At 63.2% G+C, this 25,726-nt stretch carries 31 protein-coding genes; 12 read left to right on the top strand and 19 right to left on the bottom strand.

Features of this window, described 5'->3' with window-relative positions:
- Window positions 1-3: 3 nt before the first annotated feature.
- From pal to ybgC, 7 genes are all read right to left on the bottom strand, one after another.
- Window positions 4-510: a peptidoglycan-associated lipoprotein Pal gene (gene pal, locus FJ950_RS09750; protein ID WP_015315272.1), complete on the bottom strand. Its 507-nt coding sequence runs from the start codon at window positions 508-510 to the stop codon at window positions 4-6.
- Between the two features lie 258 nt (window positions 511-768).
- A complete protein-coding gene (locus FJ950_RS09745) occupies window positions 769-1,146 on the bottom strand; it encodes a four helix bundle protein (protein WP_140616640.1) in 378 nt (125 codons plus the stop codon).
- Between the two features lie 32 nt (window positions 1,147-1,178).
- Entirely contained in the window at window positions 1,179-2,450 is a 1,272-nt protein-coding gene (gene tolB / locus FJ950_RS09740) for a Tol-Pal system beta propeller repeat protein TolB (protein ID WP_224531044.1), read from the bottom strand.
- A gap of 78 nt (window positions 2,451-2,528) precedes the next feature.
- Window positions 2,529-3,686 (bottom strand): TonB family protein, encoded by a 1,158-nt coding sequence (locus FJ950_RS09735; RefSeq protein ID WP_015315269.1) that lies wholly within the window; start codon window positions 3,684-3,686, stop codon window positions 2,529-2,531.
- A gap of 7 nt (window positions 3,687-3,693) precedes the next feature.
- Window positions 3,694-4,149, bottom strand: coding sequence for a protein TolR (tolR, locus tag FJ950_RS09730; RefSeq protein ID WP_140616639.1), 456 nt, complete (start codon window positions 4,147-4,149; stop codon window positions 3,694-3,696).
- A 9-nt stretch (window positions 4,150-4,158) separates the two neighbouring features.
- Window positions 4,159-4,869 carry a protein TolQ gene (gene tolQ, locus FJ950_RS09725; protein ID WP_015315267.1) on the bottom strand — a complete coding sequence of 237 codons (711 nt, stop codon included), beginning with the start codon at window positions 4,867-4,869 and terminating at the stop codon, window positions 4,159-4,161.
- Window positions 4,870-5,139: 270 nt separating this feature from the next.
- Window positions 5,140-5,619 carry a tol-pal system-associated acyl-CoA thioesterase gene (ybgC, locus tag FJ950_RS09720; protein ID WP_015315266.1) on the bottom strand — a complete coding sequence of 160 codons (480 nt, stop codon included), beginning with the start codon at window positions 5,617-5,619 and terminating at the stop codon, window positions 5,140-5,142.
- 53 nt (window positions 5,620-5,672) lie between these two features.
- Between ybgC and FJ950_RS09715 the strand changes: the two genes are divergently transcribed.
- Window positions 5,673-6,923 carry a cellulase family glycosylhydrolase gene (locus FJ950_RS09715; RefSeq protein WP_140616638.1) on the top strand — a complete coding sequence of 417 codons (1,251 nt, stop codon included), beginning with the start codon at window positions 5,673-5,675 and terminating at the stop codon, window positions 6,921-6,923.
- A 25-nt stretch (window positions 6,924-6,948) separates the two neighbouring features.
- On the opposite strand, the gene FJ950_RS09710 is transcribed toward FJ950_RS09715, so the two are convergent.
- The 8 genes from FJ950_RS09710 to FJ950_RS09675 all read right to left on the bottom strand — a co-directional run bounded on the left by FJ950_RS09710 (window position 6,949) and on the right by FJ950_RS09675 (window position 12,407).
- Complete coding sequence (locus FJ950_RS09710; RefSeq protein WP_140616637.1) at window positions 6,949-7,845, bottom strand: metallophosphoesterase; 897 nt, start codon at window positions 7,843-7,845, stop codon at window positions 6,949-6,951.
- 212 nt (window positions 7,846-8,057) lie between these two features.
- Window positions 8,058-9,095 carry a Holliday junction branch migration DNA helicase RuvB gene (ruvB, locus tag FJ950_RS09705; RefSeq protein WP_015315263.1) on the bottom strand — a complete coding sequence of 346 codons (1,038 nt, stop codon included), beginning with the start codon at window positions 9,093-9,095 and terminating at the stop codon, window positions 8,058-8,060.
- A 43-nt stretch (window positions 9,096-9,138) separates the two neighbouring features.
- Window positions 9,139-9,759, bottom strand: coding sequence for a Holliday junction branch migration protein RuvA (gene ruvA, locus FJ950_RS09700; protein WP_015315262.1), 621 nt, complete (start codon window positions 9,757-9,759; stop codon window positions 9,139-9,141).
- Between the two features lie 28 nt (window positions 9,760-9,787).
- The gene (locus FJ950_RS09695) at window positions 9,788-10,207 is read right to left on the bottom strand and encodes a type II toxin-antitoxin system VapC family toxin (RefSeq protein WP_140616636.1); all 420 of its coding nucleotides are present in this window, start codon (window positions 10,205-10,207) and stop codon (window positions 9,788-9,790) included.
- Entirely contained in the window at window positions 10,185-10,454 is a 270-nt protein-coding gene (locus FJ950_RS09690; RefSeq protein WP_015315260.1) for an AbrB/MazE/SpoVT family DNA-binding domain-containing protein, read from the bottom strand. Before FJ950_RS09690 ends, FJ950_RS09695 begins: the two co-directional genes overlap by 23 nt.
- A 55-nt stretch (window positions 10,455-10,509) precedes the next feature.
- Window positions 10,510-11,019 (bottom strand): crossover junction endodeoxyribonuclease RuvC, encoded by a 510-nt coding sequence (ruvC, locus tag FJ950_RS09685; RefSeq protein WP_140616635.1) that lies wholly within the window; start codon window positions 11,017-11,019, stop codon window positions 10,510-10,512.
- 88 nt (window positions 11,020-11,107) lie between these two features.
- Window positions 11,108-11,641: a DUF1465 family protein gene (locus FJ950_RS09680; protein WP_015315258.1), complete on the bottom strand. Its 534-nt coding sequence runs from the start codon at window positions 11,639-11,641 to the stop codon at window positions 11,108-11,110.
- Between the two features lie 373 nt (window positions 11,642-12,014).
- Entirely contained in the window at window positions 12,015-12,407 is a 393-nt protein-coding gene (locus FJ950_RS09675) for a hypothetical protein (RefSeq protein WP_015315257.1), read from the bottom strand.
- A gap of 327 nt (window positions 12,408-12,734) precedes the next feature.
- Here FJ950_RS09675 and FJ950_RS09670 point away from each other — a divergent pair, with 327 nt between their 5' ends.
- A complete protein-coding gene (locus FJ950_RS09670) occupies window positions 12,735-13,286 on the top strand; it encodes a DUF2269 family protein (RefSeq protein ID WP_140616634.1) in 552 nt (183 codons plus the stop codon).
- Window positions 13,287-13,299: 13 nt separating this feature from the next.
- On the opposite strand, the gene FJ950_RS09665 is transcribed toward FJ950_RS09670, so the two are convergent.
- From FJ950_RS09665 to FJ950_RS09655, 3 genes are all read right to left on the bottom strand, one after another.
- Window positions 13,300-14,070 (bottom strand): sulfite exporter TauE/SafE family protein, encoded by a 771-nt coding sequence (locus FJ950_RS09665; RefSeq protein WP_015315255.1) that lies wholly within the window; start codon window positions 14,068-14,070, stop codon window positions 13,300-13,302.
- A gap of 105 nt (window positions 14,071-14,175) precedes the next feature.
- On the bottom strand, window positions 14,176-14,904 hold the full coding sequence (locus FJ950_RS09660; RefSeq protein WP_140616633.1) for a class I SAM-dependent methyltransferase: 729 nt from the start codon (window positions 14,902-14,904) through the stop codon (window positions 14,176-14,178).
- Between the two features lie 90 nt (window positions 14,905-14,994).
- Entirely contained in the window at window positions 14,995-15,447 is a 453-nt protein-coding gene (locus tag FJ950_RS09655; RefSeq protein WP_015315253.1) for an Lrp/AsnC family transcriptional regulator, read from the bottom strand.
- Window positions 15,448-15,579: 132 nt separating this feature from the next.
- On the opposite strand from FJ950_RS09655, the gene FJ950_RS09650 reads away from it, so the two are divergent.
- From FJ950_RS09650 to FJ950_RS09610, 9 genes are all read left to right on the top strand, one after another.
- Window positions 15,580-16,485, top strand: a complete 906-nt coding sequence (locus FJ950_RS09650) for a DMT family transporter (RefSeq protein WP_140616632.1) — start codon at window positions 15,580-15,582, stop codon at window positions 16,483-16,485.
- 133 nt (window positions 16,486-16,618) lie between these two features.
- Window positions 16,619-17,266, top strand: coding sequence for a thiamine phosphate synthase (locus FJ950_RS09645; protein ID WP_140616631.1), 648 nt, complete (start codon window positions 16,619-16,621; stop codon window positions 17,264-17,266).
- Between the two features lies 1 nt (window position 17,267).
- Window positions 17,268-18,308 carry a tetratricopeptide repeat protein gene (locus tag FJ950_RS09640; RefSeq protein ID WP_181166303.1) on the top strand — a complete coding sequence of 347 codons (1,041 nt, stop codon included), beginning with the start codon at window positions 17,268-17,270 and terminating at the stop codon, window positions 18,306-18,308.
- Between the two features lie 165 nt (window positions 18,309-18,473).
- Complete coding sequence (gene efp / locus FJ950_RS09635; RefSeq protein WP_015315249.1) at window positions 18,474-19,040, top strand: elongation factor P; 567 nt, start codon at window positions 18,474-18,476, stop codon at window positions 19,038-19,040.
- 85 nt (window positions 19,041-19,125) lie between these two features.
- On the top strand, window positions 19,126-19,926 hold the full coding sequence (locus FJ950_RS09630) for an inositol monophosphatase family protein (protein ID WP_140616630.1): 801 nt from the start codon (window positions 19,126-19,128) through the stop codon (window positions 19,924-19,926).
- A gap of 135 nt (window positions 19,927-20,061) precedes the next feature.
- Window positions 20,062-20,748, top strand: a complete 687-nt coding sequence (locus tag FJ950_RS09625; RefSeq protein ID WP_140616629.1) for a hemolysin III family protein — start codon at window positions 20,062-20,064, stop codon at window positions 20,746-20,748.
- A 120-nt stretch (window positions 20,749-20,868) separates the two neighbouring features.
- On the top strand, window positions 20,869-21,894 hold the full coding sequence (locus FJ950_RS09620; RefSeq protein ID WP_041163650.1) for a MotA/TolQ/ExbB proton channel family protein: 1,026 nt from the start codon (window positions 20,869-20,871) through the stop codon (window positions 21,892-21,894).
- A gap of 1 nt (window position 21,895) precedes the next feature.
- Window positions 21,896-22,927, top strand: coding sequence for a peptidoglycan -binding protein (locus FJ950_RS09615; protein WP_023771699.1), 1,032 nt, complete (start codon window positions 21,896-21,898; stop codon window positions 22,925-22,927).
- A gap of 251 nt (window positions 22,928-23,178) precedes the next feature.
- Window positions 23,179-23,604: a hypothetical protein gene (locus FJ950_RS09610; RefSeq protein ID WP_140616628.1), complete on the top strand. Its 426-nt coding sequence runs from the start codon at window positions 23,179-23,181 to the stop codon at window positions 23,602-23,604.
- 100 nt (window positions 23,605-23,704) lie between these two features.
- Here the strand turns inward: FJ950_RS09610 and FJ950_RS09605 are convergent, their stop codons facing one another.
- On the bottom strand, window positions 23,705-24,058 hold the full coding sequence (locus FJ950_RS09605; protein ID WP_140616627.1) for a DUF1304 domain-containing protein: 354 nt from the start codon (window positions 24,056-24,058) through the stop codon (window positions 23,705-23,707).
- Window positions 24,059-24,200: 142 nt separating this feature from the next.
- On the opposite strand from FJ950_RS09605, the gene FJ950_RS09600 reads away from it, so the two are divergent.
- Window positions 24,201-25,685 carry a carboxypeptidase M32 gene (locus tag FJ950_RS09600; RefSeq protein WP_140616626.1) on the top strand — a complete coding sequence of 495 codons (1,485 nt, stop codon included), beginning with the start codon at window positions 24,201-24,203 and terminating at the stop codon, window positions 25,683-25,685.
- Window positions 25,686-25,726 lie beyond the last annotated feature (41 nt).

The raw sequence follows: 25,726 nt of genomic DNA, 5'->3' as shown, positions 1-25,726 counted from the left end.
GCCTCAGGAACCAGCGCCGCTGAGCGTGGTGACGGCGCGGCGGTTCTGCGACCAACAGGAGATGTCGTCGCATACGGCGACCGGACGTTCCTTGCCGTAGGAAATCGTCTTGAGACGGCTCGCCGAAACGCCCTTGGAAACCAGGAAGTCGCGCGTGGCGGCGGCACGGCGGGCACCGAGCGCCAGATTGTATTCGCGCGTGCCGCGTTCGTCGGCATGGCCTTCGACGACGATGGCATACTGCTTGTACTGGTTCAGCCACTGTGCCTGGCGCGACAGCGTCGTCTGTGCGTCGGCACGGATCGAGGTCGAGTCCGTATCGAAGAAGATACGGTCGCCGATGTTGACGGTGAAGTCCTGTGCCGAGCCGGGTGTTGCGGCACCCGCGCCATTGAGGCCAAGGTCAGCGGCGCTGTTCGGCGTCTTCTTCGAAGCGCAACCGGTGATGGCGAGCATCGCCACCAGCGCGATCATGGCCGGGTTTCTGGTCAGTGCTGCGATACGGCCCATGCCGCCTCTCCTTCGTATTCGAGTGATCATGTTTCGAGTGATTTCGTTGATCACCCAGTAACCACGTTTGGGTTAACCGGCATTCAAGAAACACGGTTAAAATTTGGTTTAGGCTGCCCGTCCGCAGCTGTTTTGTCATAGGCCACAGTTGGCGCGGACCCTAGGCGGAAATGCGGCCAAAACGCGACGAAGGCATGGAAAAGGGGAATGTAAGGGGGAATTGAAGAGTTGGAGAACTGAAGAATTGAAGAAGGATGTTCACCCTAGCTTCACTCTGAGGTTCACCAGCATTCCGTACACCTGGCCATACGATTGTAGCCACTCGTCCCGTTGCGCCTGCGAGATGTATTCGAGATCGAACGCGTATGAAATCCACGTCTCCACTTCACTGCACGATCCTATGGCCATCGAAATGAACCGGGCAAATTCAGCTTTGGAGTGGGTCTGTTTGGCAAATCCCTCGGCCAGATTGGCGCAAATCCCTTTGCTGGAACGCCGCAACTGATCGGCCAGCGCGTATTGCTCTATCTTGGGAAAAGCGAGGGTGGCCTTGTGAACCGCCAGAGAGACCACGCAAGCGCGCTTGTAGACCTCTAGATCCTTTGCTCGCTTAACGTAGCCCTCTGCTTTCACCATCTCTTCAATTCTTCAGTTCGCCAATTCCCGTTCTATTCCAGCAGCGGCGACCAGGCCGGATCCGAAGCAAAGTTCGTCGTCGGGATCGGCTGCTCGTTGCGGCCGGTGAGATCGACGGAAACCAGTTTCGGGCCGCCATTGGCGTCGCGGAAGAACATCAGCACGCGGCCGTTCGGCGCCCAGGTCGGGCCTTCCTGCTGGAAGCCGGACGACAGTATGCGCTCGCCCGAGCCGTCGGTCTTCATGACGCCGATCTGGAATTCGCCGCCGCTCTGCTTGGTGAAGGCGATGAGGTCGCCGCGCGGCGACCACACCGGCGTCGAATAGACGCCGTCGCCGAACGAGATGCGGGTCTGGCCCGATCCGTCGGCGCCCATGACGTAGATCTGCGCGCGACCGCCACGGTCGGAGGTGAACACCACCTTGCTGCCGTCGGGCGAGTAGGAAGGCGAGGTGTCGATGGCGGTCGAGTTGGTCAGCCGCGTCGTCGAACGGCTGCGCAGGTCCATGGCGAAGATGTTGGAATTGCCGTCGTCGCGCAGCAGGCTCATGATCACCTTCTGGCCGTCGGGCGAGAAGCGCGGTGCAAAGGTCATGCCTGGAAAATTGCCGACCAGCTCACGCTGCCCGGTCTCGATCTGCAGGAGATAGACCCTGGGCTGGCCGCTCTCATAGGACATGTAGGTGATTTCCTGCCGGTTCGGCGAGAAGCGCGGCGTCAGCACGATCGACCTGCCGTCCGAAAGGTAGCGGACGTTGGCGCCGTCCTGGTCCATGATGGCGAGGCGCTTCTTGCGCGCGTTCTTGGCGCCGGACTCGTCGATGAACACGACACGCGTGTCGAAATAGCCCTTCTCGCCGGTCAGCCGTTCATAGATGGCGTCGGCGATGATGTGGGCGACGCGGCGCTGATTGGCGTCGTTGGCGAAGAACTGCTCGCCGGCCATCTGCTGCCCCGCGAATGTGTCCCACAGCCGGTACTGGGCGCGGATGCGGCCGTCTGCTTCCTTGCTGACGCTGCCGGTGACCAGAGCCTGCGCATTGATCACCTTCCAGTCGTCGAAGCGGGGGGTTGCGTCCGGATTGGCGATCTTCTCGATGAAGGCGCTCTTGTCGATCGGCGCGAACAGGCCGGAGCGCTTCAAGTCGGCGGTGACGATCTGGGAAATCTGCGCGCCAAGTGCGTCGCCGCCCTGGAAATCGGTGATGGCGATCGGCAACGGCTCGACATTGCCCTTGTTGACGTTGAGTTCGACCAGCGCCCAGGCAGGCATCGGAACGATGGCCGTCATGCCCAGCGCCATGGCTGCAATCGTCAGGAGCGGCTTGAGGATTGATTTCATGTCTTCTCGCTTCTCATACTGATCTTCGGATATCAGGGCCTAGAGGCCGAGCATCTCCCTTGGGTCGAATGTGACCCGGATGTCGTTCCAGATGTCCTGCTTGCCGGCGGGAACTTGCAGGCCGGCCATGTCGCATTTCTGAACCGCGCGCACCGCGCTCTCGTCGAACTGCCTGTTGCCGCTCGACGTTTCAACGGAAGGACGGCCGTCGAGCTTGCCGGAGTTGTTCAGGTTGAAACGGACGACGACGACGAAATTCTCCGAACCTTCAAGCCCGGCCGGCAAGGTCCAGCAACCGCCGAGCTGGCTTTCCAGGGCGCCCTGCTCCGACTTCGACAGCTTCTGGCCCTGATCCTTGTCGCCGCCGAGCGACGCTTGCTGCGTCGAGCGCTTGGCGCCGCCGCCGGACGGCTTCTGCTTGTCGAGCAGCGCCGAAATCTCGTTGGCGTTGAACTGCTTGTCGTCCGACTTTGGCTTGGACGAGGCTTCCTTGACCGGCTTGTCGGCATCCTTGCGTTCAGGCGCCTTGGCGCTTTCGGCCTGTGCCGGCTGCGGCTTCGGCCGGGCCTCCGGCGCGGGCGCCGAATTCGGCAACTGCGTCTCCTCGGTGGGCGGGTCCTTGGCTATGGCCTCGGCGACGGCGTCGGGCTTGACCTCGGGCGTCGGATCGATGGCGGCGGTCTTGTCCTGCGGCGGCGGTGTCGGCGCGGGCTTTGCCGGAGTGGGCTTCGGCTCGGTCTGCTTGACCGGCTCAGGCTTGACCTCTTCCTTGGGCGTCGGCGCTGGCGCCACTTCCGTCGCCGGAATGGGCTTGGGCTTTTCCTGCGGCTTCGGCACGTCCTCGGTCTTCGGGATTTCCTTCGGGGTCGGCGCGGGCGCCGGAGCCGAGGTCGTGTCGACGGGTTTCGGCTTGGCTTCAGGCGTTATCGGCTTGTCGGTGTCGACGCTGTTTTCGCCGACCTTCTGTGCATTCGGCACGATATCGGGACGCTGCGTCGGCAACGGCGCCGGCTTTTCATGCATCACGGCCTTCTTGTCGCCCTGCAGGGTCTGCGCAATGGCTTCCATCGGCACGATATCGACCGCGACGGACTCGACATCGGCGGACGGAAGCGCGGCCGGCGCCGACAGCGTGAACAGGCCGAAGGCCAGCACCGCCGTGTGCAAGATCACCGATGTGGTGAGGCCGGTCCTCATCGTGCGTCTATTGATCCTGTTCCTGCATTGAAACCAGGCCGATGTTCTTGTAGCCAGCGGCCGAAATGCGGGCCATCACCTTCATCGCCGTGCCGTAGTCGGTCGACTTGTCGCCCCGGATGAAGATGCGCTCTTCATAGCCGGTCTTCGAGATCGCCTGCAGCTTGGCCACCAGCTCCTCGATCGGAATCTCGGTTTCCTGCAGGAAGATCTTGCCGGTCGCATCGATCGACACGGTGATCGGCTGGGTGTCGGCATTCATCGCCTTGGCCTGCGTGTCGGGCAGGTCGATCGGCACGCCGACCGTCAGCATCGGTGCGGCGACCATGAAGATGATCAGCAGCACCAGCATCACGTCGACCATCGGCGTGACGTTGATCTCCGACATCAATGCATGGTGACGGCCGCGCCGTCGATGACCCCTGCCGCCACGTCCACCACCTGCGCCTACAGACATTCCCATGATCGTCCCTCAGGCCTTCGGCGCGACTTTTTCATCGATTTGGCGCGAGAGTATGGCGGAGAACTCGTCGGAGAACCCCTCCATCCGCACGGCGATCTTGCTCGCATCTGATGACAGCTTGTTATAGGCGATGACCGCCGGAATGGCGGCGAGCAGGCCGATGGCCGTCGCCAGCAGCGCCTCGGCGATGCCGGGCGCGACCACCGCGAGACTGGTGTTCTTTGAGCCGGCGATGGCCTGGAACGAGGTCATGATGCCGATGACGGTGCCGAACAGGCCGATGAAAGGTGCCGCCGAGCCGGTGGTGGCGAGAAAGCCGAGGCGGCCCTCCAGCTTTTCCATCTCACGGGTCAGCGCCAGGTCCATGGCCTTGTCGATGCGGGTCTGCAGGCCGAGCGGCGACTTGGCGCCTTTCTCGAAACTCTTCTTCCATTCGCGCATGGCGGCGACGAAGATGGCGCCCATGCCTGTCGTCTTGCGGTCGGCAAGGGTGCGATAGAGCTCCTCCAGCGACTGCCCGGACCAGAAAACCTGCTCGAAGCGGTTCAGCGCCAGGCGCATGCGGCCATAGGCAACCAGCTTGTCGACGATGATCGCCCAGGTCCACACCGAGGCGCAGAGCAGCCCGATCATGACCAGCTTGACCACCCAGCTGGCCTGCATGAACAAGGCCCAAATCGACAATTGCGCGCCCGGTTCGGCGAGTGCGATATTTTCCATCGTTACGTCCTTAAGATTTTCCGGGCGAAGCTGGCGGCTGGCCCATGGCATCCCTTGTGGTCGGTTCGCAAGAAGCTACCGGACACCCCAAACCGTGCCGTTAGCGGCCTTTTCGGGGCAAATATTGGTGAAAGGAAGGCGCTGGATAACGCCAATCTTCACCAATCTCTTCATGAACCGTTATGGTTAAGGATGGGTTAGTCTAGAAGGCGCGGCGCATTGCCGCGCCCCAGCGGCGGCGCTGGCGAAGTCGGCACGCGATCCGTCCAATCAGTCCTGGGGAACGACCTTGGGCATGAACGCCGCCACCCATTCCCTGGGAAAACGCCTCGGCCGGCCGTTCTCGCCGATGATCGCCGCCTCGACCTTGGCCTCCACCAGCACCTCTTCGCCGCGCTTGAGCTGCTGCGCCATGAAGATACGCGCGCCGGAAATGGTCTCGGTGCGGGTGTCGACGGTCAGGATGTCATCGATACGGGCGGGGATGCGGAAGTCGATCTCCATGCGGCGCACCACCCACACGATCTTCTCGCCGTGCTTGCCGTCGGCGAGTTCGGTGTGATGCACGCCGGTGAGCCTGAGATAGTCGGAGCGGCCGCGCTCGAGGAATTCCAGATAGCGCGCGTGATAGACGACACCCGAGAAATCGGTATCGGCATAATAGACCCGCGCCATCAGCCGGTGGCCGAACGCGGTCAGCGCACCGGAAAGCCCTGCCAGCAATGCCGCGGATTCACCATGATCGCCCATTGCGCTTCCCTTTTGGATGCCGACGCGGCAGGTATTTTTGGCGCATGAACCCGATGGCACTGTTAACGACGATGATCAAGACCTTGATGGCGGTCGTGCTGGCGCTGGCCGCTTCTACACTGTCGGGTGAGGCGGCGACCTTCACGATGAAGCGCGGTCTCAATCTCGACCAGTGGGTCACCTGGCCCGGCGAGGACCAGTGGGGTGATGCCAAGGCCATCCTGCCCTACCCGGAATGGCGCAAATTCCTCAACGAGGACGACCTCAAGGCGCTGAAGGATGCCGGCTTCGATTTCCTGCGCATGCCGGTCGATCCGTGGCCTTTTCTCTCGGACAAGACAACGGACCTTCGTGACCAACTCTATGCCAGCGTGCTGGACTCGGCGCGCATGATCAATCGCGCCGGACTGAAGGTCATCGTCGACATGCACCTGATCCCGGCCGGCGGCGGCCGCAAGATCGGCATGGGCGAAGTGATGGACGACCCCGCGACCTTCGACCGCTATGTCGAGGTGGTTCGCGGCATGGCGCGCACGCTGGCCGCCGAAGATCCCGAGAAGGTCGCTTTCGAACCGATGAACGAGCCGATCGTCGATTGCGACAGCGACGGCACCAGCCTGTGGCCCGACCGCCAGCGCAAGCTGTTCGCGGCGGCGCGCGCCTCGGCGACGAAACTGACGCTGATCCTGACCGGAGCTTGCTATTCCGCTGCTTCGTCTCTGGAAAAGATCGACCCGAAGACGATCCCCGACGACAACGTCATCTGGACCTTCCACTCCTACGACCCGTTCCTGCTCACCCATCAGGGCGCGACCTGGGCCGGCGACTTCATTCCCTATGTGACCGGCCTGCCCTATCCTTTGACCGCGGTGCCGAAGGCGCAGCTTGATGTGACGCTGGACACCATCCGCGCCCGGATCAAGGCCGAGGCGCCGTGGACACGGCAGAATGGCCTGCTTGCCTACCTCGACGAGCAGGTCGCCAGCATGGACAGCGCCGACAAGCTGCTTGGCCTGATGGATGCGCCGTTCAAGGCTGTCGAGGCTTGGGCGAAGGCCAACGGCATCAAGCCGGAAGACATCACGCTGGGCGAGTTCGGCATGATCCGCCAGGAGTATGGCAATGCCTACGTGATGCCGGCCGAATATCGGGCCGCCTATGTCAGGGACATGATCGCTCGGGCCGAAGCGCATGGCTTCTCATGGTCGGTGTGGAGCTATGGCGGGGCTTTCGGCATCGTCGACGCATTCAATGGCGACAAGGCCGAGCCTGACGTGCTGGACGCAATCCGAAGCCTGCCATGACCCGAAGCCTGCCATGACGCGCCGGTCAGCCGAGGTCTATCTGCAGGATTTCCGGGCGCATTCCGAAACGGATCGGCAAATTGCTGAAGCCAAGCCCGCCCGAGACGATGAGGTTGCGGTCGTTCTCGACGACATGGCCATAGGCGTAGCGATTGCCGAACTGGGATGGCACGATCGGCGAATAGCCGAACAGCCGCACCTGCCCGCCATGGGTGTGTCCCGATAGCGTCAGCGACACACGCCACGGCACTTTTGGAAAAATGTCCGGTTCGTGCGCCAGCAGGATGACGGGCGCGGCGTCGCTGATTTTGGCCAGCGTGCCGTCGAGATCGTCCAATCCCCTGGGAGGCTCGTGCTTCTTTTTCGGCAACAGCGCCAACTGATCGGCGAGGCCCGCGATCCAGACGCCATGTCCGTCCTTTTCCAGACGCACGGCGTCGTTCTCCAGCACCGGGATGCCGGCTTTCTCCAGAGCCTTGCGCGCGATCGTCGGGCCGACTTCGGCACGCTGCGCAAAGCCGTCGGCCCACCAGTCGTGATTGCCGAGGATCGACACCACGCCGAGCGGCGCCTTGAGGCCCGACAGGGCGCCAGCCCATTCCGGCGGCGTCACCCTTTGCGACACCAGGCGCATGCCGGCTATGTAGTCGCCGAGCAGCACGATCAGGTCCGGCTGCAAGGCATTCGCCTCTTCGGCAAGCGAAGCGATCCGCTCCGGCGTCATCCATGGCCGGCAGGCATGGATGTCGGCGAGCGCGACGACGCGCAGCTTCAATCCGGCCGGCCAATGCGGTGGCGTCAGCGCATAGCGCTTCACATGCGTCAGCAGCATCGGCTCGATACCGACGGCGTAGGCGCTGAAGGAGGCGACCGACAGGAACGACCCGCCGATAAAGCGCAGGAACCCGCGTCTGGTTATCATCAAGTGGCTCCGGCACCTCATTTCGGCATGCGCTGCTACATGTCGCCCAAAAGCGATCTCGGTTTTGGTTGGACGACATGCATGGATGCAGCGAACTCGATAAAATCCAGCAATACGCCGGTAAGCCGGCGAAGATGAGGAGAATTTGCGCAGGCCCGTTCACTGATGCTTGATCGCTAGTCCGCGAAAGCCGCGCCTGATCGCTTGCGTGGCTATTCTTCCTGGAACAGATTGATCTGCTGTTGCGCCAAATCCTTCGGCGCATCGAGGCCGAGATGGCGCCAGGCATTGGCGGTCAGCATGCGTCCGCGTGGTGTGCGCTGGATGAACCCCTGCTGGATCAGATAGGGCTCGATGATGTCCTCGATGGCATCGCGCGGCTCGGACAGGCCGGCGGCGATGGTCTCGATGCCGACCGGACCGCCGCCGAAATTACGGGCGATCATGCTGAGATAGCGGCGGTCGAGGGCGTCGAGGCCAAGCGCGTCGACTTCGAGCCGGGTCAAGGCCTCGTCGGCGATCAGGCGGTCGACATGGCCGTCGCCGGCCACCGAGGCGAAATCGCGCACGCGCCGCAGCAGCCGTCCGGCAATGCGTGGCGTGCCGCGCGCGCGCCGCGCGATTTCCAGCGCACCGTCGTCGCCGAGTGGCATCTGCAGGATGCGCGCGCCGCGCCGCACGATCTGCTCCAACTCCTCGACGGTGTAGAAGTTGAGCCGCACCGGGATGCCGAAGCGGTCGCGCAGCGGATTGGTGAGCAGGCCGAGCCGCGTGGTGGCGGCGACCAGCGTGAAGTGCGCTAGGTCGATCTTCACCGAACGCGCCGCCGGACCCTCGCCGATGATCAGGTCGAGCTGGAAATCCTCCATCGCCGGATAAAGGATTTCCTCCACCGCCGGGTTGAGCCTGTGGATCTCGTCGATGAACAGCACGTCGCCTTCTTCGAGATTGGTAAGCAATGCCGCGAGATCGCCGGCCTTGGCGATGACCGGCCCGGAGGTCGAGCGGAAATTGACACCGAGTTCGCGCGCCATGATCTGCGCCAGCGTCGTCTTGCCCAGCCCCGGCGGTCCGACGAACAGCACATGGTCGAGCGCTTCCTTGCGGCCCTTGGCGGCCTCTATGAAGACCTTGAGATTGGCCCGCACCGCCGCTTGGCCGACGAAATCGTCAAGCGTTTGCGGCCGCAGGGTCTGCTCGGCATCCTCGCCGCGCTTTTCCGGTGCAATGAGGCGGGGGGAAAGGCTCATGGGACCTTCCTTGCACAGGGCAGCGCCCCGGACAAGCGATGGCTCACCGTGCCAGTTCCTTCAACCCAAAACGGATCAGTTTGGACGCATCAGCGCCCTCGCCCGCCGTCTTCAGCGCTGCTGACACGGCGTTGGCGGCGGTGTCGCGGGAATAGCCGAGATTGACCAGCGCCGAGACGGCGTCGGTGATCGGCGCCGGCGCTACGCCTTCGCCGAGTTCCTGCTTGAGCCCAATGGTGCCGGTGGCGGTGCCCGCATAGGCCGGCGCCTTGGCCTTCAATTCGGTGACGATGCGCTCGGCCACCTTCTTGCCGACGCCGGGCGCGCGGGAAACCATGGCGATGTCGCGCAGTGCAATGGCATTGGCAAGGTCAGCCGGCGCCAGCGTCGACAGGATGGCCAGCGCCACCTTGGCGCCGACACCCGGCACATTGTTCATCAGCAGCCGAAACCATTCGCGCTCGAGCTGCGACTGGAAACCATAGAGCCGGATCATGTCCTCTCGCACATAGGTCTCGATGAACAGCACCACCGCTTCGCCAGGCGAAGGCAGCGCGGCAAGCGTGCGGGTCGAGCAGTACGCGACGTAGCCGACGCCGTGGATATCGACGAGACAATGGTCTTCGTCGACCTCGTCGAGCGTACCCTTGAGCTTGCCTATCATGCCAGATCTTTCATGGGAGATAAGCCCCTCATGGGTGCGTTTCCGGAGAGATGATATCGAGATCGGGGAAATAACTGCGATAGCGCGCGGCGTCGCGGGTCAAAAGACGATGTCCGGCAACAGCCGCATGAGCACCAATAAAGAAATCAGGCAAGGTGCGTTCCCGAACGCCACCGGCCCGGCGATAGCGGGAATGCGTGACGCCCGCAAGGAATGCCGCGTCCCAAGGTACAAGTTCGCGATCCATTTCGAGCATGTCGACGGCTCTTCGAAGCGCCGTCTCCGTCGGGATCAGCGGCGCGAGCTCAGACCAGACGATTGTATTGACGACCAATGCGCCGTCGCTACGGCATGAAACGATTGCAGACGCTGACCATTCCGTCAGCGGCCCGGTTGGCCCCCAAACGTCGATGAGGACATTGGTGTCAATCAACGTCGAGATCTTCACGCGGGCCTCTCAACCACTCCATGTAAGCGTCGGCGGTCATGCCTCCCAGATCCAGTGTGCCCGCCATGCCGTGGAGAATATTCCTGAACCTGCGCGCGACTTCTTCATCGGACAGGTTTTCATTGACGGCAACGAGCCGAGCCCCTTCCTCGGTGGCCACGAACTCAACCTCGGAGCCCGGTCCGATGCCCAGATGGTCCCTTATCGGCTTGGGGATTGTGACTTGGCCCTTGGTGGTCACGCGCATGGTAATACCTCTAGGGTATTACTACGCGCGCAGCGTGAACAAGTCAAGAACATTGCTATTCGGCAAGCGCCATCCGGTAAGCGGCACTTTGCCGGTGATGCGCGTGACAAATCGCGATGGCCAGCGCGTCGGCGGCATGTTCGGTGTCGAAGATCGCTTTCGGCAACAGCACCTTCACCATCATGTGGATCTGCTTCTTGTCGCCATGACCGACGCCGATCACCGCTTTCTTCACCGCGTTCGGCGCATATTCGGCGACGACGAGGCCGGCGCGCGCCGGCACCAGCATGGCGATGCCGCGCGCCTGGCCGAGCTTCAGCGTCGCCACGGCATCCTTGTTGACGAAGGTCTGTTCGACCGCGGCTTCATGCGGCATGGCCCGGTGCAGGATGTCGGCGAGCCCGTCATGCAGCTGGCAGAGCCGCGTCGCCAGCGCCGCCTTGTCCTCCGAGCGGACGGTGCCCGCAGCAACAAAGCGCAAGGAATTGCCGAGGCTCTCGACGATGCCCCAGCCGGTGCGCCTGAGCCCCGGATCGATCCCGATGATGCGAATCGCGTCCCCCATGCCGTGAGTGTACCTCCGGCGGACAGCGATGCCAGCGAAAAGTGAACAAACCGGAAACGTTCAGCCAACCGGGAGGCCTCGACGTTTCTCAGTTGCGGGCGAAAGCCGTGTTGAGCAGGCTGATCTGGTCCGACACCGGATTGGGCCGGCGGGCCACGGGCTGCATGTCGACCACGGCGCCTGCGCCATAGATCTCTTCGTCCATGCGGCGCACCAATGCCTGCAGGCGCAACGACCGGTTGACGAGATCGAGGAAATCGGTCGGCAGTTCGGCCCAGCCGGCCGCCTCGTCATGGGCGGAAGCGGTGTCGAGACGCACCTTGGATTTTTCCGAAGCGACCTGATCGCGCGTCATCTCGCCGGAATTCGCCGCACGCTGCAAAAGCAGCCACGAGGCAACTTGCATCAGCCTGGTGGTCAGCCGCATCGATTCGGCCGCGTAGAGCGTGGCCGCCAGCCGCGACAGTTTCTTGGCCTCTGCCCGGCCCTTGCCGTCGAGATACTCCGCCGCCTGTTCGACCAGGCCCATGCCTTCCTGGTAAAGCGGTTTGAAGGAGTGCGAAAACACCCGGCGTTCCGCCAGCTTGACGGTTTTCGCAATGCCCTTCGAAGGCTCGTTCATTGATACGCCCCTGCACTTGCGACCGGCCGATTCGGCTCTCTGCCGATACACCCGTGACCCTATAAAACTGAAGCTTGAAAATGCGCTTCGTCCGGGGTGAAGGCAAGCACATGTTTAACAGAAGGTTAACGGCGTTCGGCCGTGCGGAATGCCGCCTGGGTGCGGACAAAAAAAGAGCCGCGGATAAGGCGGCTCTCAGGAGTTTAACAGGGAGGCGTCAAACAAAGTGGCTCCAACCACTCGGTAAGAATCCAGATCACTGGATGGACATAGTAAACGCCTGTAAAGCTTAATGAACCCTTAACGGCTCTGATGTTTTTTTACCCAACACCGTGCTCCTGTGCCGTAACAACACAGCCGCACCGGCTGGGTTTCAGCCTTCACTCAGGCTTTTTTTCCACACCACCGGCAAGGCGATGAAGGCAAACAGCAGCATGCCTGCGTAGAAGCCGATCGAAGATATCCCCAGCAACGGCTCGATCCCCGGATTTCCGGCAAGCAGTATATAAAGGCCGATCATCAGCCCGATGCCGCTGATTGCCGTCAGCCAGAAATGGACAAGGGCCAGCGTCTTTTGCCCGGCAGCCGGAAACAGGTGGTAAAAGAACGCGAAAACCGCCGACATCAGCCAACCGGCCACCATCGTGTGGGCGTGGGTCGGCATCTGGCCGTGGTCTTCGCTGATCGCCATGTGGATGCCGAGCGCCATGCCGCACAACGCGTAGATGATCGCCAGCGTGAAGAAATTCCGTGCTACCCCTTGCATATTAGTCCCCCGAATTGCCTTTTTCCCAAGCTGGGAATGGGTTGATCGTCAGGCGAGCGCTGTCGCCGCCGGACTTCCGGCGTCGGCACTAGCATCGGCAGTGTTTCCGGACGATGTCGCTCCCCGACGCTGCCGACGATAGCAGAAAACCGGGCGGTGGGTTCATCATATTAGTCTCTCCTTTCGTTAGCCGGCAGCCTGAAACACAGCCGGTTTTTCCACGACATCGTCCTGAAACAGCCGCGGCGCTAAACGCTGCGGCATCGAAGCGGCGGGCGGGCAATGGCGCGGCCTCGCCAGCAACCATTGGACATCGGGGAAAAAGCCATGGATTGGTATTCCATCATCAAATTGCTGCACATCCTTTCGGCGATGCTTTGGGTCGGCGGCGGCTTCACGCTGATGGTGCTGGCGACGCTGGCGGATCGCGCCGGCAACATCCAGGGAACGCTGCAGGCGATGCGCGCCACTGGCGAACTGGGCAACCGCTTCTTCGCTCCGATGTCGATGCTGACATTGGTCTTCGGATTGATCATGTGCTCGTTCTGGGTCGGCTTCTCCGATCTCTGGGTCCTGATCGGGCTTGCCGGCTACGCCACGACCTTCTGCATTGGCATGTTCGTCTTCAAGCCGACCGCCGACCGCATGGGCGCGATGATCGCCAGGGATGGCGTGACGCCTGCGGCACTTGGCTATGGACAGCGCATCCTGCGGGCGGCGCGCTTCGACTATGCGGTCATGCTCATCATCATCACCGACATGGTTCTGAAGCCTACCCTGCACGACGTCGGGATTCTCGCCGGCATGGTGGTGGTCCTTGCCGCCGGTGCCACAATGGCGCTCAGCCGGCCAAGACGCATGGTGCCCAGCGCCGCCTGACGCGGCTGGAGCGCTACATGATGCCGGCGATCCCGTCCCACAGAAGCTTCACTGCCACGACCGCCACGGTCGCATAGGTGAAGGGATAAAAAATTTCTGGCCGCATCCGCCGCACCAGCCAGGCACCGGCGATGGTCGACAGTGGCGCCAGCGGCATCAGCACGGCGGACGCCGTCAGATTGGCGGTGTCGAACTGGCCGAGCGCGAAATAGGGGATGAGTTTCAGCGCGTTGGTAGCGGCGAAGAAGATCGCTGCCGTGCCCGACAACACCTTGGGGTCGAGCCGGATCGGCAAGGCATAGACCTGGAAGGGCGGGCCGCCGACATGGGCGACGAAGCTGGTGAAGCCTGCGACCGTGCCCCATATGGCCGCGGCCACGCGATTAGGTGCGGCCGCATGGTCGGAACCATGACGAAATTGCAGGTAAAGCCAGCGCAGCACGAAGATGATGGCAACGGCGCCGACGATGAGCCGCACCGCTTCCTCGGTGACCAGTGCCGCCGTCAGCCAGCCAAGCCCGATGCCCACGATGGCGCCCGGCATCATGTCGACCAGCATCTTGCGGTCGTACACGCCCCACCATGTCCACACCGAGACGATGTCCATCAGGCACAGGATGGGCAGCAGGATGGCGGCCGCTTGAACCGGCGGCATGGTCAGCGCCATCAGCGGCACGCCGACGAAACCAACCGCGCCGCCGAAGCCGCCCTTGGACAGGCCGACCAGGATGACCGCCGGAATGGCGGCCGCGTAGAACCACGGATCGAGAAGCAGGCCTGACATGAGGAGGAACTGATCTGGAGGGAAAGCGCGTCGACGCCTGAATAGCCCACAATCTTGAGTCGAGCGACAGCAAAAGCAACCCGCGCGCCTCGCCATGCCCCTATTCTATCGGCACGCCGAAACCAGCAGGAACATCGGCCGCTCGAGTTCTTCCGCCAGGTCCGGTCTGGCCGCGATCTGCGCGTCCGTCGGACGGAATTCCTCGACATGCTCGATCGTGAAACCCGCGCGGATCAGGGCGTTGAGCGTGGTGCCGATGGTGCGGTGATGTTTCACCACCCCCTTGGTCAGCCAGTTGGTCTTGCGCGGCCCTTCCACCAGATATTGGTCGACAGGCCAGGTCCTTTTCCCCTCCCCATCGATCGACCAGCCCGGATTGGTCGGCGCCATGTAGATCGGATGCTCGGTCGAGAAGACGAAATGCCCGCCGGGCAACAGGGCTTCGTGCACGGCCCCGAACAGGCGCTCAATGTCTTCGACGTAATGCAAGGCGAGCGAACTGTAGGCGAGGTCGAAGCCGCCTTGCGGCAGGCTGAGCTGGTCGAGGTCGGCTCTCTCGTAGGTGATGCCGGTGTCCGGGCCGGCCGCTCTCGCACGGGCCAGCATCTTCTCCGACAGGTCCAGCCCAAGGACTTCCCTCGCTCCATTTTCATGTGCCCAGCGGCAGAACCAGCCAAAGCCGCAGCCGAGGTCGACGACCCTCAGGCCACCGACATCGGGCAGCATCGCGCGCAACGCCGGCCACTCGGCGGCACCATCCAGGCCTTCGACGGAGCGGCCAAGCTGGCTGTAGCCCGCAAAGAAATCGGGTTGATCATAAATGTTCTGCGCCATCTTTTTTGGCTCCTCGGACGGTCATCCGGCGGAAGACTGACAGATGGTGGACTGGCCGCGCCTTTCCACCACTGCCATGCCGTGTCAAGCCTACGAGGCCGCCGGCAACCCCAGTGGCGGCGGTCGCCGCCGGATCGGCTGTGCCTTGATAATGGCGGTGCTGGTCTCGGCCTTGTCGGCGATGCGATCGAGAATGCCGTCGAGGTCGCCGATCGAGCGCACGAACAGCCGGGCGACGAAGCAGTCGTCGCCGGTCACCTTGTCGCATTCGCCAAACGCCTCAATCTCCTCGATCAATTTCTGAACGATGTGCAGCTTGCCCGGCAGAGGCTTGATCCGCACGATCGCCTGCAGCGTATAGCCGAGCGCCAGCGGATCGATCTCGACGGTGAACGCCCGGATGACGCCGCGCTCCTCGAGGCGCCGCAGCCGCTCCGAAACGCTCGGCGACGATAGCCCGACCTGGGCCGCCAAATCCTTCAGCGAGGTTCGCGCATCCCTGACCAGGATTTCCAGCAGATTTCGGTCCAAATCATCCAGCATTTTCTATTTCTCGTTGATTTCGAGCGGATGCCTAATTTAATTAGGCACTATCATTATATTGCCTTTCCTAGGAGATGGATAGCCCAGACCTCACATGAGATTATGCCGCCTCAACGGGTTCAGAGGCTTATTATGAACGATACGGTACGAGGCACGGTCGAAATGTCGGCCGCAATGGCGATCCTGGGAACGATCGGCTGGTTCGTCATCATGTCCGGTCAGCCGATCATGGATGTCGTGTTCTGGCGCTGCGCGTTCGGCGCGCTGACGCTGCTCTTCATCTGCGCTTCGCTTGGATTACTGCGCAACAGGCTGTCGTTGCGCGTCATCGGCCTTGCCGCGCTTGGGGGTGCGGCGATCGTCATCAACTGGCTGCTCTTGTTCAGCGCCTTCTCGCGCGCGTCGATCTCGATCGCCACCGCCGTCTACAACACGCAGCCTTTCATGCTGGTCGGCTTCGGCGCGCTCTTGTTCGCCGAGCGGCTGACATTGACCAAGCTGACATGGCTGGCAATCGCCTTCGCCGGCATGCTGCTGATCGTCGCCGCTGCTCCCGATGCCGCTGATGTCGGCACGAACTATTTCGCCGGGATCCTGATGGCCCTGGCCGCCGCCTTTTTCTGGGCCGTCGCGGCAATCGTCACCAAGAAGCTCAAGGGCACGCCGCCGCATCTGATCGCGCTGATTCAGGTCTGCGTCGGCGTCGTCATGCTCGCGCCCTTCGCCAATCTCGCGCATCTCCCCGGCGATCCATGGAGCTGGGCCATGCTGGCAACGCTCGGCATCGTCCACACCGGCCTGATGTACATCCTTATGTACGGCGCCATCCAGAAGCTGCCGACGCATCTGCAGGGGTCGCTATCCTTCATTTATCCGGTCGTTGCCATCCTGGTCGATGTCACCGCCTTCGGCCACCGGCTGCACCTCAGTCAGGTCGCCGGCGCCGCCGCCATCCTGATCGCGGCCGCCAGCATGAACCTCGGCTGGACATTGTGGAAACCGAGACCGGCCGCCGCGAGCCCCGAGCCGATCAAGTAAGGCGACGCGCCGGCTGTCCGGCGGATCAAAAATCGCGATCCCGGCTGCCCGCCTGTTCAAAGCGGGCAGTTTGCTCTATGCCGCAATCCAACCATCTTCGCCCGGCATAGGCGAAACCCGGGATCGAAGAACCATGAATGACGCAACGCCCCCCAACCGCTGCCGCATCGTGCTGATCGCGCCGTCCGGCGTACCGGCGGATCGGATCACGGCCGCTTTCGACGGCGGCGATGTTGCCTCGCTGATCCTGCCCGAGAACGGCATGGACGAGGCCTCCTTCCAGGCCTTCGCCGAGCGTATCGTGCCGGTCGCGCAGGCCGCCGGAGTGGCCGTCATTATCGCTGGCGACACCCGCATCGCGGGCCGCGTCCAGGCCGACGGCATCCATGTCGAGGTCTCCAAGGCCGAACTCGCCGAGACGATCGAACATTTCCAGGCGAAAATGACGGTCGGCGCCGGCGGCGCCAAGACGCGTGACGACGCGCTCGAACTCGGCGAAGCCCGGCCCGACTACATTTTCTTCGGCCGGTTCGGCTACGACAACAAGCCCGAGCCGCATCCGCGCAACCTGTCATTGGGGCAATGGTGGGCGCAGATGATCCAGATCCCCTGCATCGTCGAGGCCGGTTCCGATCTTGCCTCTGTCGAAACCGTGGCCGCCACCGGCGCCGAATTCGTCGCGCTGTCGAGCGCCGTGTTCGCCGACGGCATCGATCCGAAGGCGGCGATCGCCCGGGCCAATGCGCTGCTCGACGAAACAGCGCCGCGCCTCGAGGACTGACGTGTTCCTGGCAAGGCTTTCCCTTCAGGCCATGCTCGCGGCGGTGATGATCCAGGCCGCCGCCGCCGAAACCATACCCTTGCCGCAGCCCAAGCCTGAAACCGGCGTGCACACCGACAAGCCGATCGAAAAGCAGCTGCCGCAGCCCGCCACTACATCCGAGCCCGCGCCGTTGCCATCGGCCGACAGCGTCAATCCCGACCGCTTTGGCGCCAAGCCGGCGGACGCTGCCTATGGTGCCTTCCAGCGTGGTCTTTACAAGACCGCCTATAATCTGGCGCTGGTCCGCGCGCAGAATGGCGATCCGGCGGCGCAGACGCTGGTGGCCGAGATCCTGTCGCGTGGGTTGGGCGTGCCGTTGAACGCGGCCGAAGCCGCGAAATGGTATGCGCTTGCCGCCGAGCAGGGTGTGCCGGAATCGCAGTTTCAATATGCGCTGATGCTGCTCGACGGCCGCTACGTCAAGAAGGACGCGAAGGAAGCCTATGCCCTGATGCAGGCCGCCGCCGAAGCCGGCAATCAGCTTGCGCAGTTCAATTTCGCGCAGATGCTGGTCCAGCAGGATCCCGGCAACGCCGGCCTGGCCAAGGCGGTTTCCTACTATGAGCGCGCCGCCGCGACCGGTCTTGCCGACGCGCAGTACGCCATGTCGCAGATCTATGCCAACGGCGTCGGCGGCAAGCCGCGCGACGATGCACAGGCACGGCGGCTGCTGGCGCAGGCCGCCCGTCAGAACTACGACACCGCGCAGATCGATCTCGCCGCCTGGATGATCGAGGGCCGCGGCGGCGCGCGCGACCTGAAATCGGCCTTCGGCTGGACGAAGCAGGCCGCCGAAGGCGGCAATGTCGCGGCCCAGAACCGGCTGGCAAAACTCTATATGCAAGGCATCGGCACCGATCCCGACCTCGTGCTCGCCGGCGCCTGGTACATCGTCGCCCGCCGCGCCGGCCTCATCGATCAGCAGATGGACGATTTCCTGCAAGGGCTGAGCGATGACCAGACCAAGCAGGCCCTGCAGAAGGCCAACCGCCTGCCCTGATGGCGGTAGGCGGAACCGGCCGGTGCCCGCCCCCGTTGCTCAGCCGCAACCCGCCCTCCCTTGCCTCTCCGGGCGATTTGTGGTCTTGGAGCCTAAAATCGCCTGTCACGGCGAACATCCCATCCCAATGGCCCGGCCGTTGGCAGCATCCCGGATCCCATCATCATGGCCAAGATCAATGGCAACGAAATCCGCCCCGGCTACGTCATCGAACACGATGGCGGCCTCTGGGTGGCGGTCAGGACCAACACCGTCAAGCCCGGCAAGGGCGGCGCCTACAACCAGGTTGAGCTGAAGAACCTCATCAACGGCACCAAGCTCAACGAGCGCTTCCGTTCGGCCGAGACGGTCGAGCAGATCCGGCTAGACCTGAAGGACTTTTCCTTCCTCTACGAGCAGGACGACGCGCTGGTGTTCATGGACACCCAAAGCTATGAGCAGCTCGAACTGAACAAGGATTTCGTCGGCGACCGTGCCGCGTTCCTGCAGGACGGCATGATGGTGACGGTTCAGCTCTACGAGGAGCGGCCGATCGGCATTTCGCTGCCCGATTACGTGACGCTGACCATCACCGAGGCGGATCCCGTGGTGAGGGGCCAGACGGCGGCATCCTCCTACAAGCCGGCGGTGCTGGAAAATGGCATTCGCGTGCTGGTGCCACCCTTCATCGGCGCCGGCGAACGCATCATCGTCGACACCAACGAAATCACTTACGTGCGCCGCGCCGACTGATGCATGCATGTCGCCCGTGGCCCCGGTTTGGGTCACCGGCATGCATCGAGACAGAATTTAAAGCGCCGCACCAGGAAGAAGCACTATGGCACGCTCAGCCCTCCTCAACGTCATGGTTCAGGCCGCAATGAAGGCCGGCCGCTCGCTGTCGCGCGACTTCGGCGAGGTCCAGAACCTGCAAGTCTCGATGAAGGGCCCCGGCGACTATGTCAGCCAGGCCGACCGCAAGGCCGAGGACATCGTTTTCGCCGAACTGTCGAAGGCACGTCCTGGCTACGGCTTCCTGATGGAAGAGCGCGGCGCCATCGCCGGCGATGACAGCCAGCACCGCTGGATCGTCGACCCGCTCGACGGCACCACCAATTTCCTGCACGGCATCCCGCTGTTCGCCGTCTCGATCGCGCTCGAGCGCCAGGGCCAGATCGTGGCTGGCGTGGTCTACAATCCCGCCATGGACGAGCTCTACACCACCGAGCGCGGCGGCGGCGCCTTCATGAATGATCGCCGCCTGCGCGTTGCCGGCCGTACCAAGCTTGTCGACACGGTGATCGGCTGCGGCGTGCCGCATCTCGGCCGGGGCCATCACGGCAATTTCCTGGTCGAACTGCGCAACGTCATGGCCGAGGTCTCCGGCGTCCGCCGCATGGGGTCCGCCTCGCTCGATCTTGCCTATGTCGCCGCCGGCCGCATGGACGGCTTCTGGGAAGTGGGCCTGTCGGCTTGGGACATGGCCGCCGGCCTGCTCTTGATCCGCGAAGCGGGCGGCTTCGCCTCCGACATGGATGGCGGACAGGACATGCTGGACACCGGCACGGTCGTCGCCGGCAACGAGATCATCCAGCGCGCATTGCTGAAGACGGTGAAAAAGCCGCTCCCGCCGCGCTGAAGCAATTCCGGGAAAAATGTTCGCGGTTTTGCATCTGGCATTGCGTCAAGGCAAAGCGCGCAGTCGTAAAACCGCAAACAAAGCTTGAAATACTGTCCGTCGGTTGCCCAGATATGGGGTGATGCAGGACGATAGATGACCAGTACCCCGCCACAGATCGAGATCCCCTTCATCGGACGCTGGCACTATTCGCGCGCCGAGATGATCGCCGACGGGATCGTCCATGCTGTCGGGATCGTGCTGGCGATCGCGGCCGGTTCGGCACTGCTGGCGCTCGCTGCCTTCCGGGTCGGGCCTGGCGAATATATCGCCGCCGCCTTCTATGTCGTGTCGCTGCTCACCGTGCTCTCGGTATCGCTGACCTACAATCTGTGGCCGGTGACCTCGCCCGCGAAATGGATCCTGCGGCGCTTCGATCATGCCGCTATCTATCTCTTGATCGCCGCCACCTACACACCCTTTCTCGCCCAGTTGGGAAACTCTGCGCTGGCGCGCTGGATGATCGTCCTGGTCTGGGCCGCGGCCGCAACGGGCATTGCCATCAAGGTGTTTTTCCCCGGCCGTTTCGACAGGCTGGCGATCGTCTTCTATCTTGCCATCGGCTGGAGCGGCATCGTTCTCGTCAAGCCGCTCGTCGAGACGCTGCCGACCACGTCGATCGTGCTCATCGTCGCCGGGGGCGTCGTCTATTCCTGCGGCGTGATTTTCTTCGCCTGGAAGGCGCTGCGCTTCCACAACGCACTGTGGCACGGCTTCGTCGTCACCGGCGCCGGCCTGCATTTGGCGGCCATGGTCGACTGCCTCGTCATCAACCGCCTCTGATGCGCCGGCTCCAAAGGCCGCCTGTGGCAATATTGCCAAGCACCATTCAATTTGGTCATAATTCCGTTTAGAGTTGCCAACTACGTGATCGGCGGCAGCGGCATCGGAAACGGGGCACGGATGGCTTTTCTCAGATCCTTCGGCATGGGCAGGCGCTCCGACGTGCTGATCTACGACCCGCATAAACTGTCCAGTCCGCAGGTCTTCCTGCTGACCATGGTCATCTTCCTGGCCATCGTCGCTTTCATCGCCGCCATCCTGACCCGCCAGGTCACCACCGCTTTCGTCACCAACCCCGGCCTTAACGGCCTGATCGTCGGCGTGCTCGTCGTCGGTATCCTGCTGGCCTTCACGCAGGTCGGGCGGCTGTTTCGCGAGGTCCGCTGGGTCAACTCTTTCCGAGCCGGCTCCGAAACCACCGAACCGGTGCTGCTGGCGCCGATGAAGGCGATGATCGGCCGTTCCTCGTCCATGGCCTTTTCGACCTCATCGATGCGCACAATGCTCGATTCCATCGCCACCCGCCTCGACGAAAGCCGCGACACCTCGCGCTACCTTGTGGGCCTTTTGGTGTTCCTCGGCCTGCTTGGCACTTTCTGGGGCCTGCTGAATACGATCGGCTCGATCCGCGAGACCATCGAATCGCTCGATCCCGGCACGGGTGACGCCGCCGCGGTGCTCGATTCGCTGAAACAGGGCCTGTCGGCGCCGCTGGCCGGCATGGGCACAGCCTTCTCATCCTCGCTGTTCGGCCTGTCCGGCTCGCTCGTGCTCGGCTTCCTCGACTTGCAGGCCGGCCGCGCCCAGACGCGCTTCTACACCGAGCTCGAGAACTGGCTATCCTCGGTTACGGATCTGTCGTCCGACATCGTCGTTTCCGACCCGGCCAAGGCCGACTCTTCCGACGAGATCCGCGTCCTGTCGGAGCGGCTGCGCAGCATGCAGGAGAATGGCGGCGGCTCCAACCCGCGCGTCGCCACCGCCATGGCCAATCTCGCCGACGGCATTTCCGGCTTGGTCAAGAACATGCGCTCCGAACAGCAGATCATGCGCGACTGGGTCGAAGCCCAGTCGGACGAACAAAAGGCGATGCGCAACACGCTGGAAAAGATCGCCGACGCGCTGAAGAAGCCCGGGGTGCACTAGCATGGCGCTTGCCAGGGGCCGGCGTACCGATCGCCGCATCGACTATTGGCCGGGCTTCGTCGACGCGCTTTCGACGCTGTTGCTCGCCATCATGTTCCTGCTCACCGTCTTCGTGTTGGCGCAGTTCCTGCTCGGGCGCGAAATCTCCGGCAAGGACACGGCGCTGTCGCGCCTCAATTCGCAGATCAACGAACTGACCCAGCTTCTGGCGCTGGAGCGCTCGACGGCGCAGGACAAGGACGATTCGCTGGCCAACCTGCAGGCGTCGCTGTCGGCGGCGGAGGCGGAGAAGAGCCGGCTCGAACAGTTGCTGGCGCAAGGTGCGGGTGCCGGCGACGCCGCCAACCAGCGAGCCGCGGCGCTGGGCGGCGAACTGGACAACCAGCGCCAGATCAGCCAGCAGGCGCTGAGCCAGGTCGAGATCCTCAACCAGCAGATCGCGGCATTGCGCAAGCAGATCGGCGCGCTCGAGGATGCCCTCAACGTCTCCGAAACGCGCGACCGCGATTCCAACACCAAGATCGCCGATCTCGGCCGTCGCCTGAACGTGGCGCTGGCGCAGCGTGTGCAGGAACTGAACCGCTACCGTTCCGATTTCTTCGGACGTCTGCGCGAAATCCTGGCCGATCGCGAGAACATCCGCATCGTCGGCGACCGCTTCGTGTTCCAGTCGGAGGTTCTGTTCCCGACCGGATCCGAAGTGATCAACGATGCCGGCAAGGTCGAGATGAAGAAGCTCGCCGACGCCATCATCGAACTGCAGAAAGAGATCCCGCCGGAGATCAACTGGGTGCTGCGCGTGGACGGCCACACCGACAACAAGCCGCTGTCCGGCACCGGCCGTTATCGCGACAATTGGGAACTGTCGACGGCGCGCTCGACCTCGGTGGTCAAGTTCCTGATCGAGAATGGCGTGCCGGCCAACCGGCTCGTCGCCGCCGGCTTCGGGGAATTCCAGCCGCTCGATCCCGCCGACACGGAAGAGGCGCGCAACAAGAACCGCCGCATTGAACTGAAGCTCACCGAACGTTGATCCATGATCACGCGAACTCACGCGAAATTGTTCGCCGGCTCAACTCTAGGGCGCAGGAATCGGCCGGCAAGGCCTGAAAAGATTATCTTTTTTTAATTACACTTCGCGCCGAAGCGCTCCTAGCTTGCTGCGCAGGGCCGAGAACCGCCGGCGATGCCTCCCATCGCGACGCGACGGGACTGGACGACCCAAAATGGTCGGGAGGCGAGGCGGCGCGGCCGCTCTCCCTTCCCAGCAGGAGGAAGCGCATCATGCGCCCATCAGCATCTCTCAAGACTGCAACGCTTGCCGCAATTCTCATTGCCGTCCCGCTTGCCGGCGCCTATGCCGCTGGCCACCACAAGGGCGCTCTCGATGCGACCGCCCCCACCGACATGGCAGGCCCCCGTGTCGAGGCGCTCGTTCAGCAGGTCCAGGGTGTTCATCAGGGCATCGTCGACGCCAGGCAAGCCAACCACATCACTCCGGCCGTCGCGGAGCGCCTGGAAATGCGCACCGCCCGTATCAGTCAGGTCGCCGAGAGGATAGCCGCGTCGGATCACGGCAGGATCCCGGCCGCGCAATACCATGACCTGCTGCGCCGGCTCGACAATGTGGATCAACGCCTGATGATCGACACCGGCAGCGGTTTCCTGATGGGTGATGGCGCCGACGGCGGAAACTATCCGAACGGCTGAGGCTATTCCGGCCTGGAAACCTCCTCGGGGAAGGGACCCATTGACGCCTTCGGGACCCCAATCCCGCTGGCGTCCTTTTTTCCTTACCAGCCCATCCTGCCTACCAACCGAGCCAGGCCGCGACCAGGGCGACCACCGCCGGCATGGTCTGGATGTACAGGATCTTGCGGCCGACCGTCGCCGCGCCATAGAGACCGGCAATGGCCACGCACAACAGGAAGAAGACCTTGACCTGGAAACCGGCGGCGCCGAGGTAAAGCCCCCAGATCAGGCCGGCGGCGAGAAAGCCGTTATAGAGACCCTGATTGGCGGCGAGCACTTTGGAGGCGCCGGCGAATTCCGGGGTCAGGCGGAATGTCTTGTGCCCGCGCGGCGTGTCCCAAAGCACCATCTCGAGATAGACGATGTAGACATGGATCAAGGCCACCAGCCCGACCAGGATGTTGCCGATCATTCTGCTCCCCCTTCATCCATCGCCGGCAGCATTTCATGCCCAACCTCGCTTGCGCAAGCTGCATCTGCCGGATGGTATCCGAGGGTTGCCAATGCTTTTGCGTTGGTGTCTTTTCGCCCCGTCCCCAACCACGGAAGCCGCCATGTCCTTTCACAAACTCGACGATCTCGGCCGCAAGCTCGAAGCGCTTGAGCACGCGCTGGCCATCCTCGGCGCCGATGAGGCGACCCACATGGCCGTCGGCGGTGGCGAGAAGCGCGCCGAGGCGATGGCGGCCCTTGCCGGCATGTATCACACCAGGGCGACCGCGCCGGAAATATCGGACTGGATCGCCGCGGCCGAAGGCGAGGAATTGGACGATGAGCAGCGGGCGGCTCTCGCCGAGCTGCGGCGGCAATACACCAACCTGACCTGCCTGCCGGTCGAATTCGTCGAGCGCCAGACGACGGCGCGCATGCGCTGCGAGCAATTGTGGCGCGCCCTGCGCGCCAAGAACGATTGGGCGGGTTTTCAGCCGGCGCTTGAAGGCGTGGTGGCGCTGGTGCGCGACGAGGCCGCCCTGCGCTCCGACGTGCTCGGCCTTGCCCCCTATGACGCGCTGATGGAACAATACGATCCCGGCAATCGCACGGCCGACATCACGCCCGTCTTCGCCGACCTCAAGGCCTTCCTCAAGGGCTTCGTGCCGGAGGCGCTGGCGATCCAGGAAGCGCGGCTGCGCAAGCATCCGCTGAAGCCGCTTTCGGGTACCTATGCCATCGACCGGCAGCGCGAACTCGGCCTTGCCATGATGGCGGCGGTCGGCTTCGACCTGACGCACGGCTCACTGTCGGTATCGCACCATCCGTTCTGCGGCGGCGTGCCCAGCGACGTGCGCATCACCACGCGCTACAAGACCTCGGATTTCCTGTCGGCGCTGATGGGCGTGCTGCACGAGACCGGTCATGCGCTCTACGAACAGAACTTACCCAAGGCGTGGGCGCACTGGCCGCTCGGCAAGGCCCGCGGCATGGCCGTGCATGAGAGCCAGAGCCTGTTCGTCGAAAAGCAGATCGGGCGCAATCCTGCCTTCTGGCGCTGGGCGCTGCCGGTGGTGGAGAAGCATCTCGGCGAAGCCTGGTCGCTCGACGATATCCTGCCGCATGTGCATCGTGTCGAACGCGGCCTAATCCGCGTCGACGCCGACGAGGTGACCTATCCCTTGCATGTCATCCTGCGCTACGAACTGGAGCAGGAGCTTGTTTCGGGCAGCCTCGAAGTGGCTGACCTGCCCGAAGCCTGGGATGCCAGGATGCGCGACTATCTTGGTCTCTCGACCATCGACAACCCCGCCGACGGGCCGATGCAGGACGTCCATTGGCCGGGTGCCGCCTTCGGTTATTTCCCGTCCTATACGCTGGGCGCGATGATGGCGGCGCAGCAATGGGCCGCGCTGACGCGCGAGCATCCTTCAGCCGACGAAGATCTTGCAAAGGGGAATTTCGAGGCGATCAACGGTTGGCGCCGCGAGAAAATCTGGTCGCAGGGGTCGCGCTGGTCGACGCCGGACCTGCTTGAGCGCACCACCGGCGAAAAGCTCAACGCCAAGCATTTCGTCAACCATTTGAGGCAGCGCTACGGGGGCTGAGATGCCGCCTGGGACGACAATTTTCGTTACGCCGAGGCGAA

It is taken from the genome of Mesorhizobium sp. B2-3-14 (genome assembly GCF_006442175.1).
Classification (GTDB): Bacteria; Pseudomonadota; Alphaproteobacteria; order Rhizobiales; family Rhizobiaceae; genus Mesorhizobium; species Mesorhizobium australicum.
Note: the sequence above shows the minus strand (reverse complement) of the source record. Positions and strands in the feature narration are given on the sequence as shown.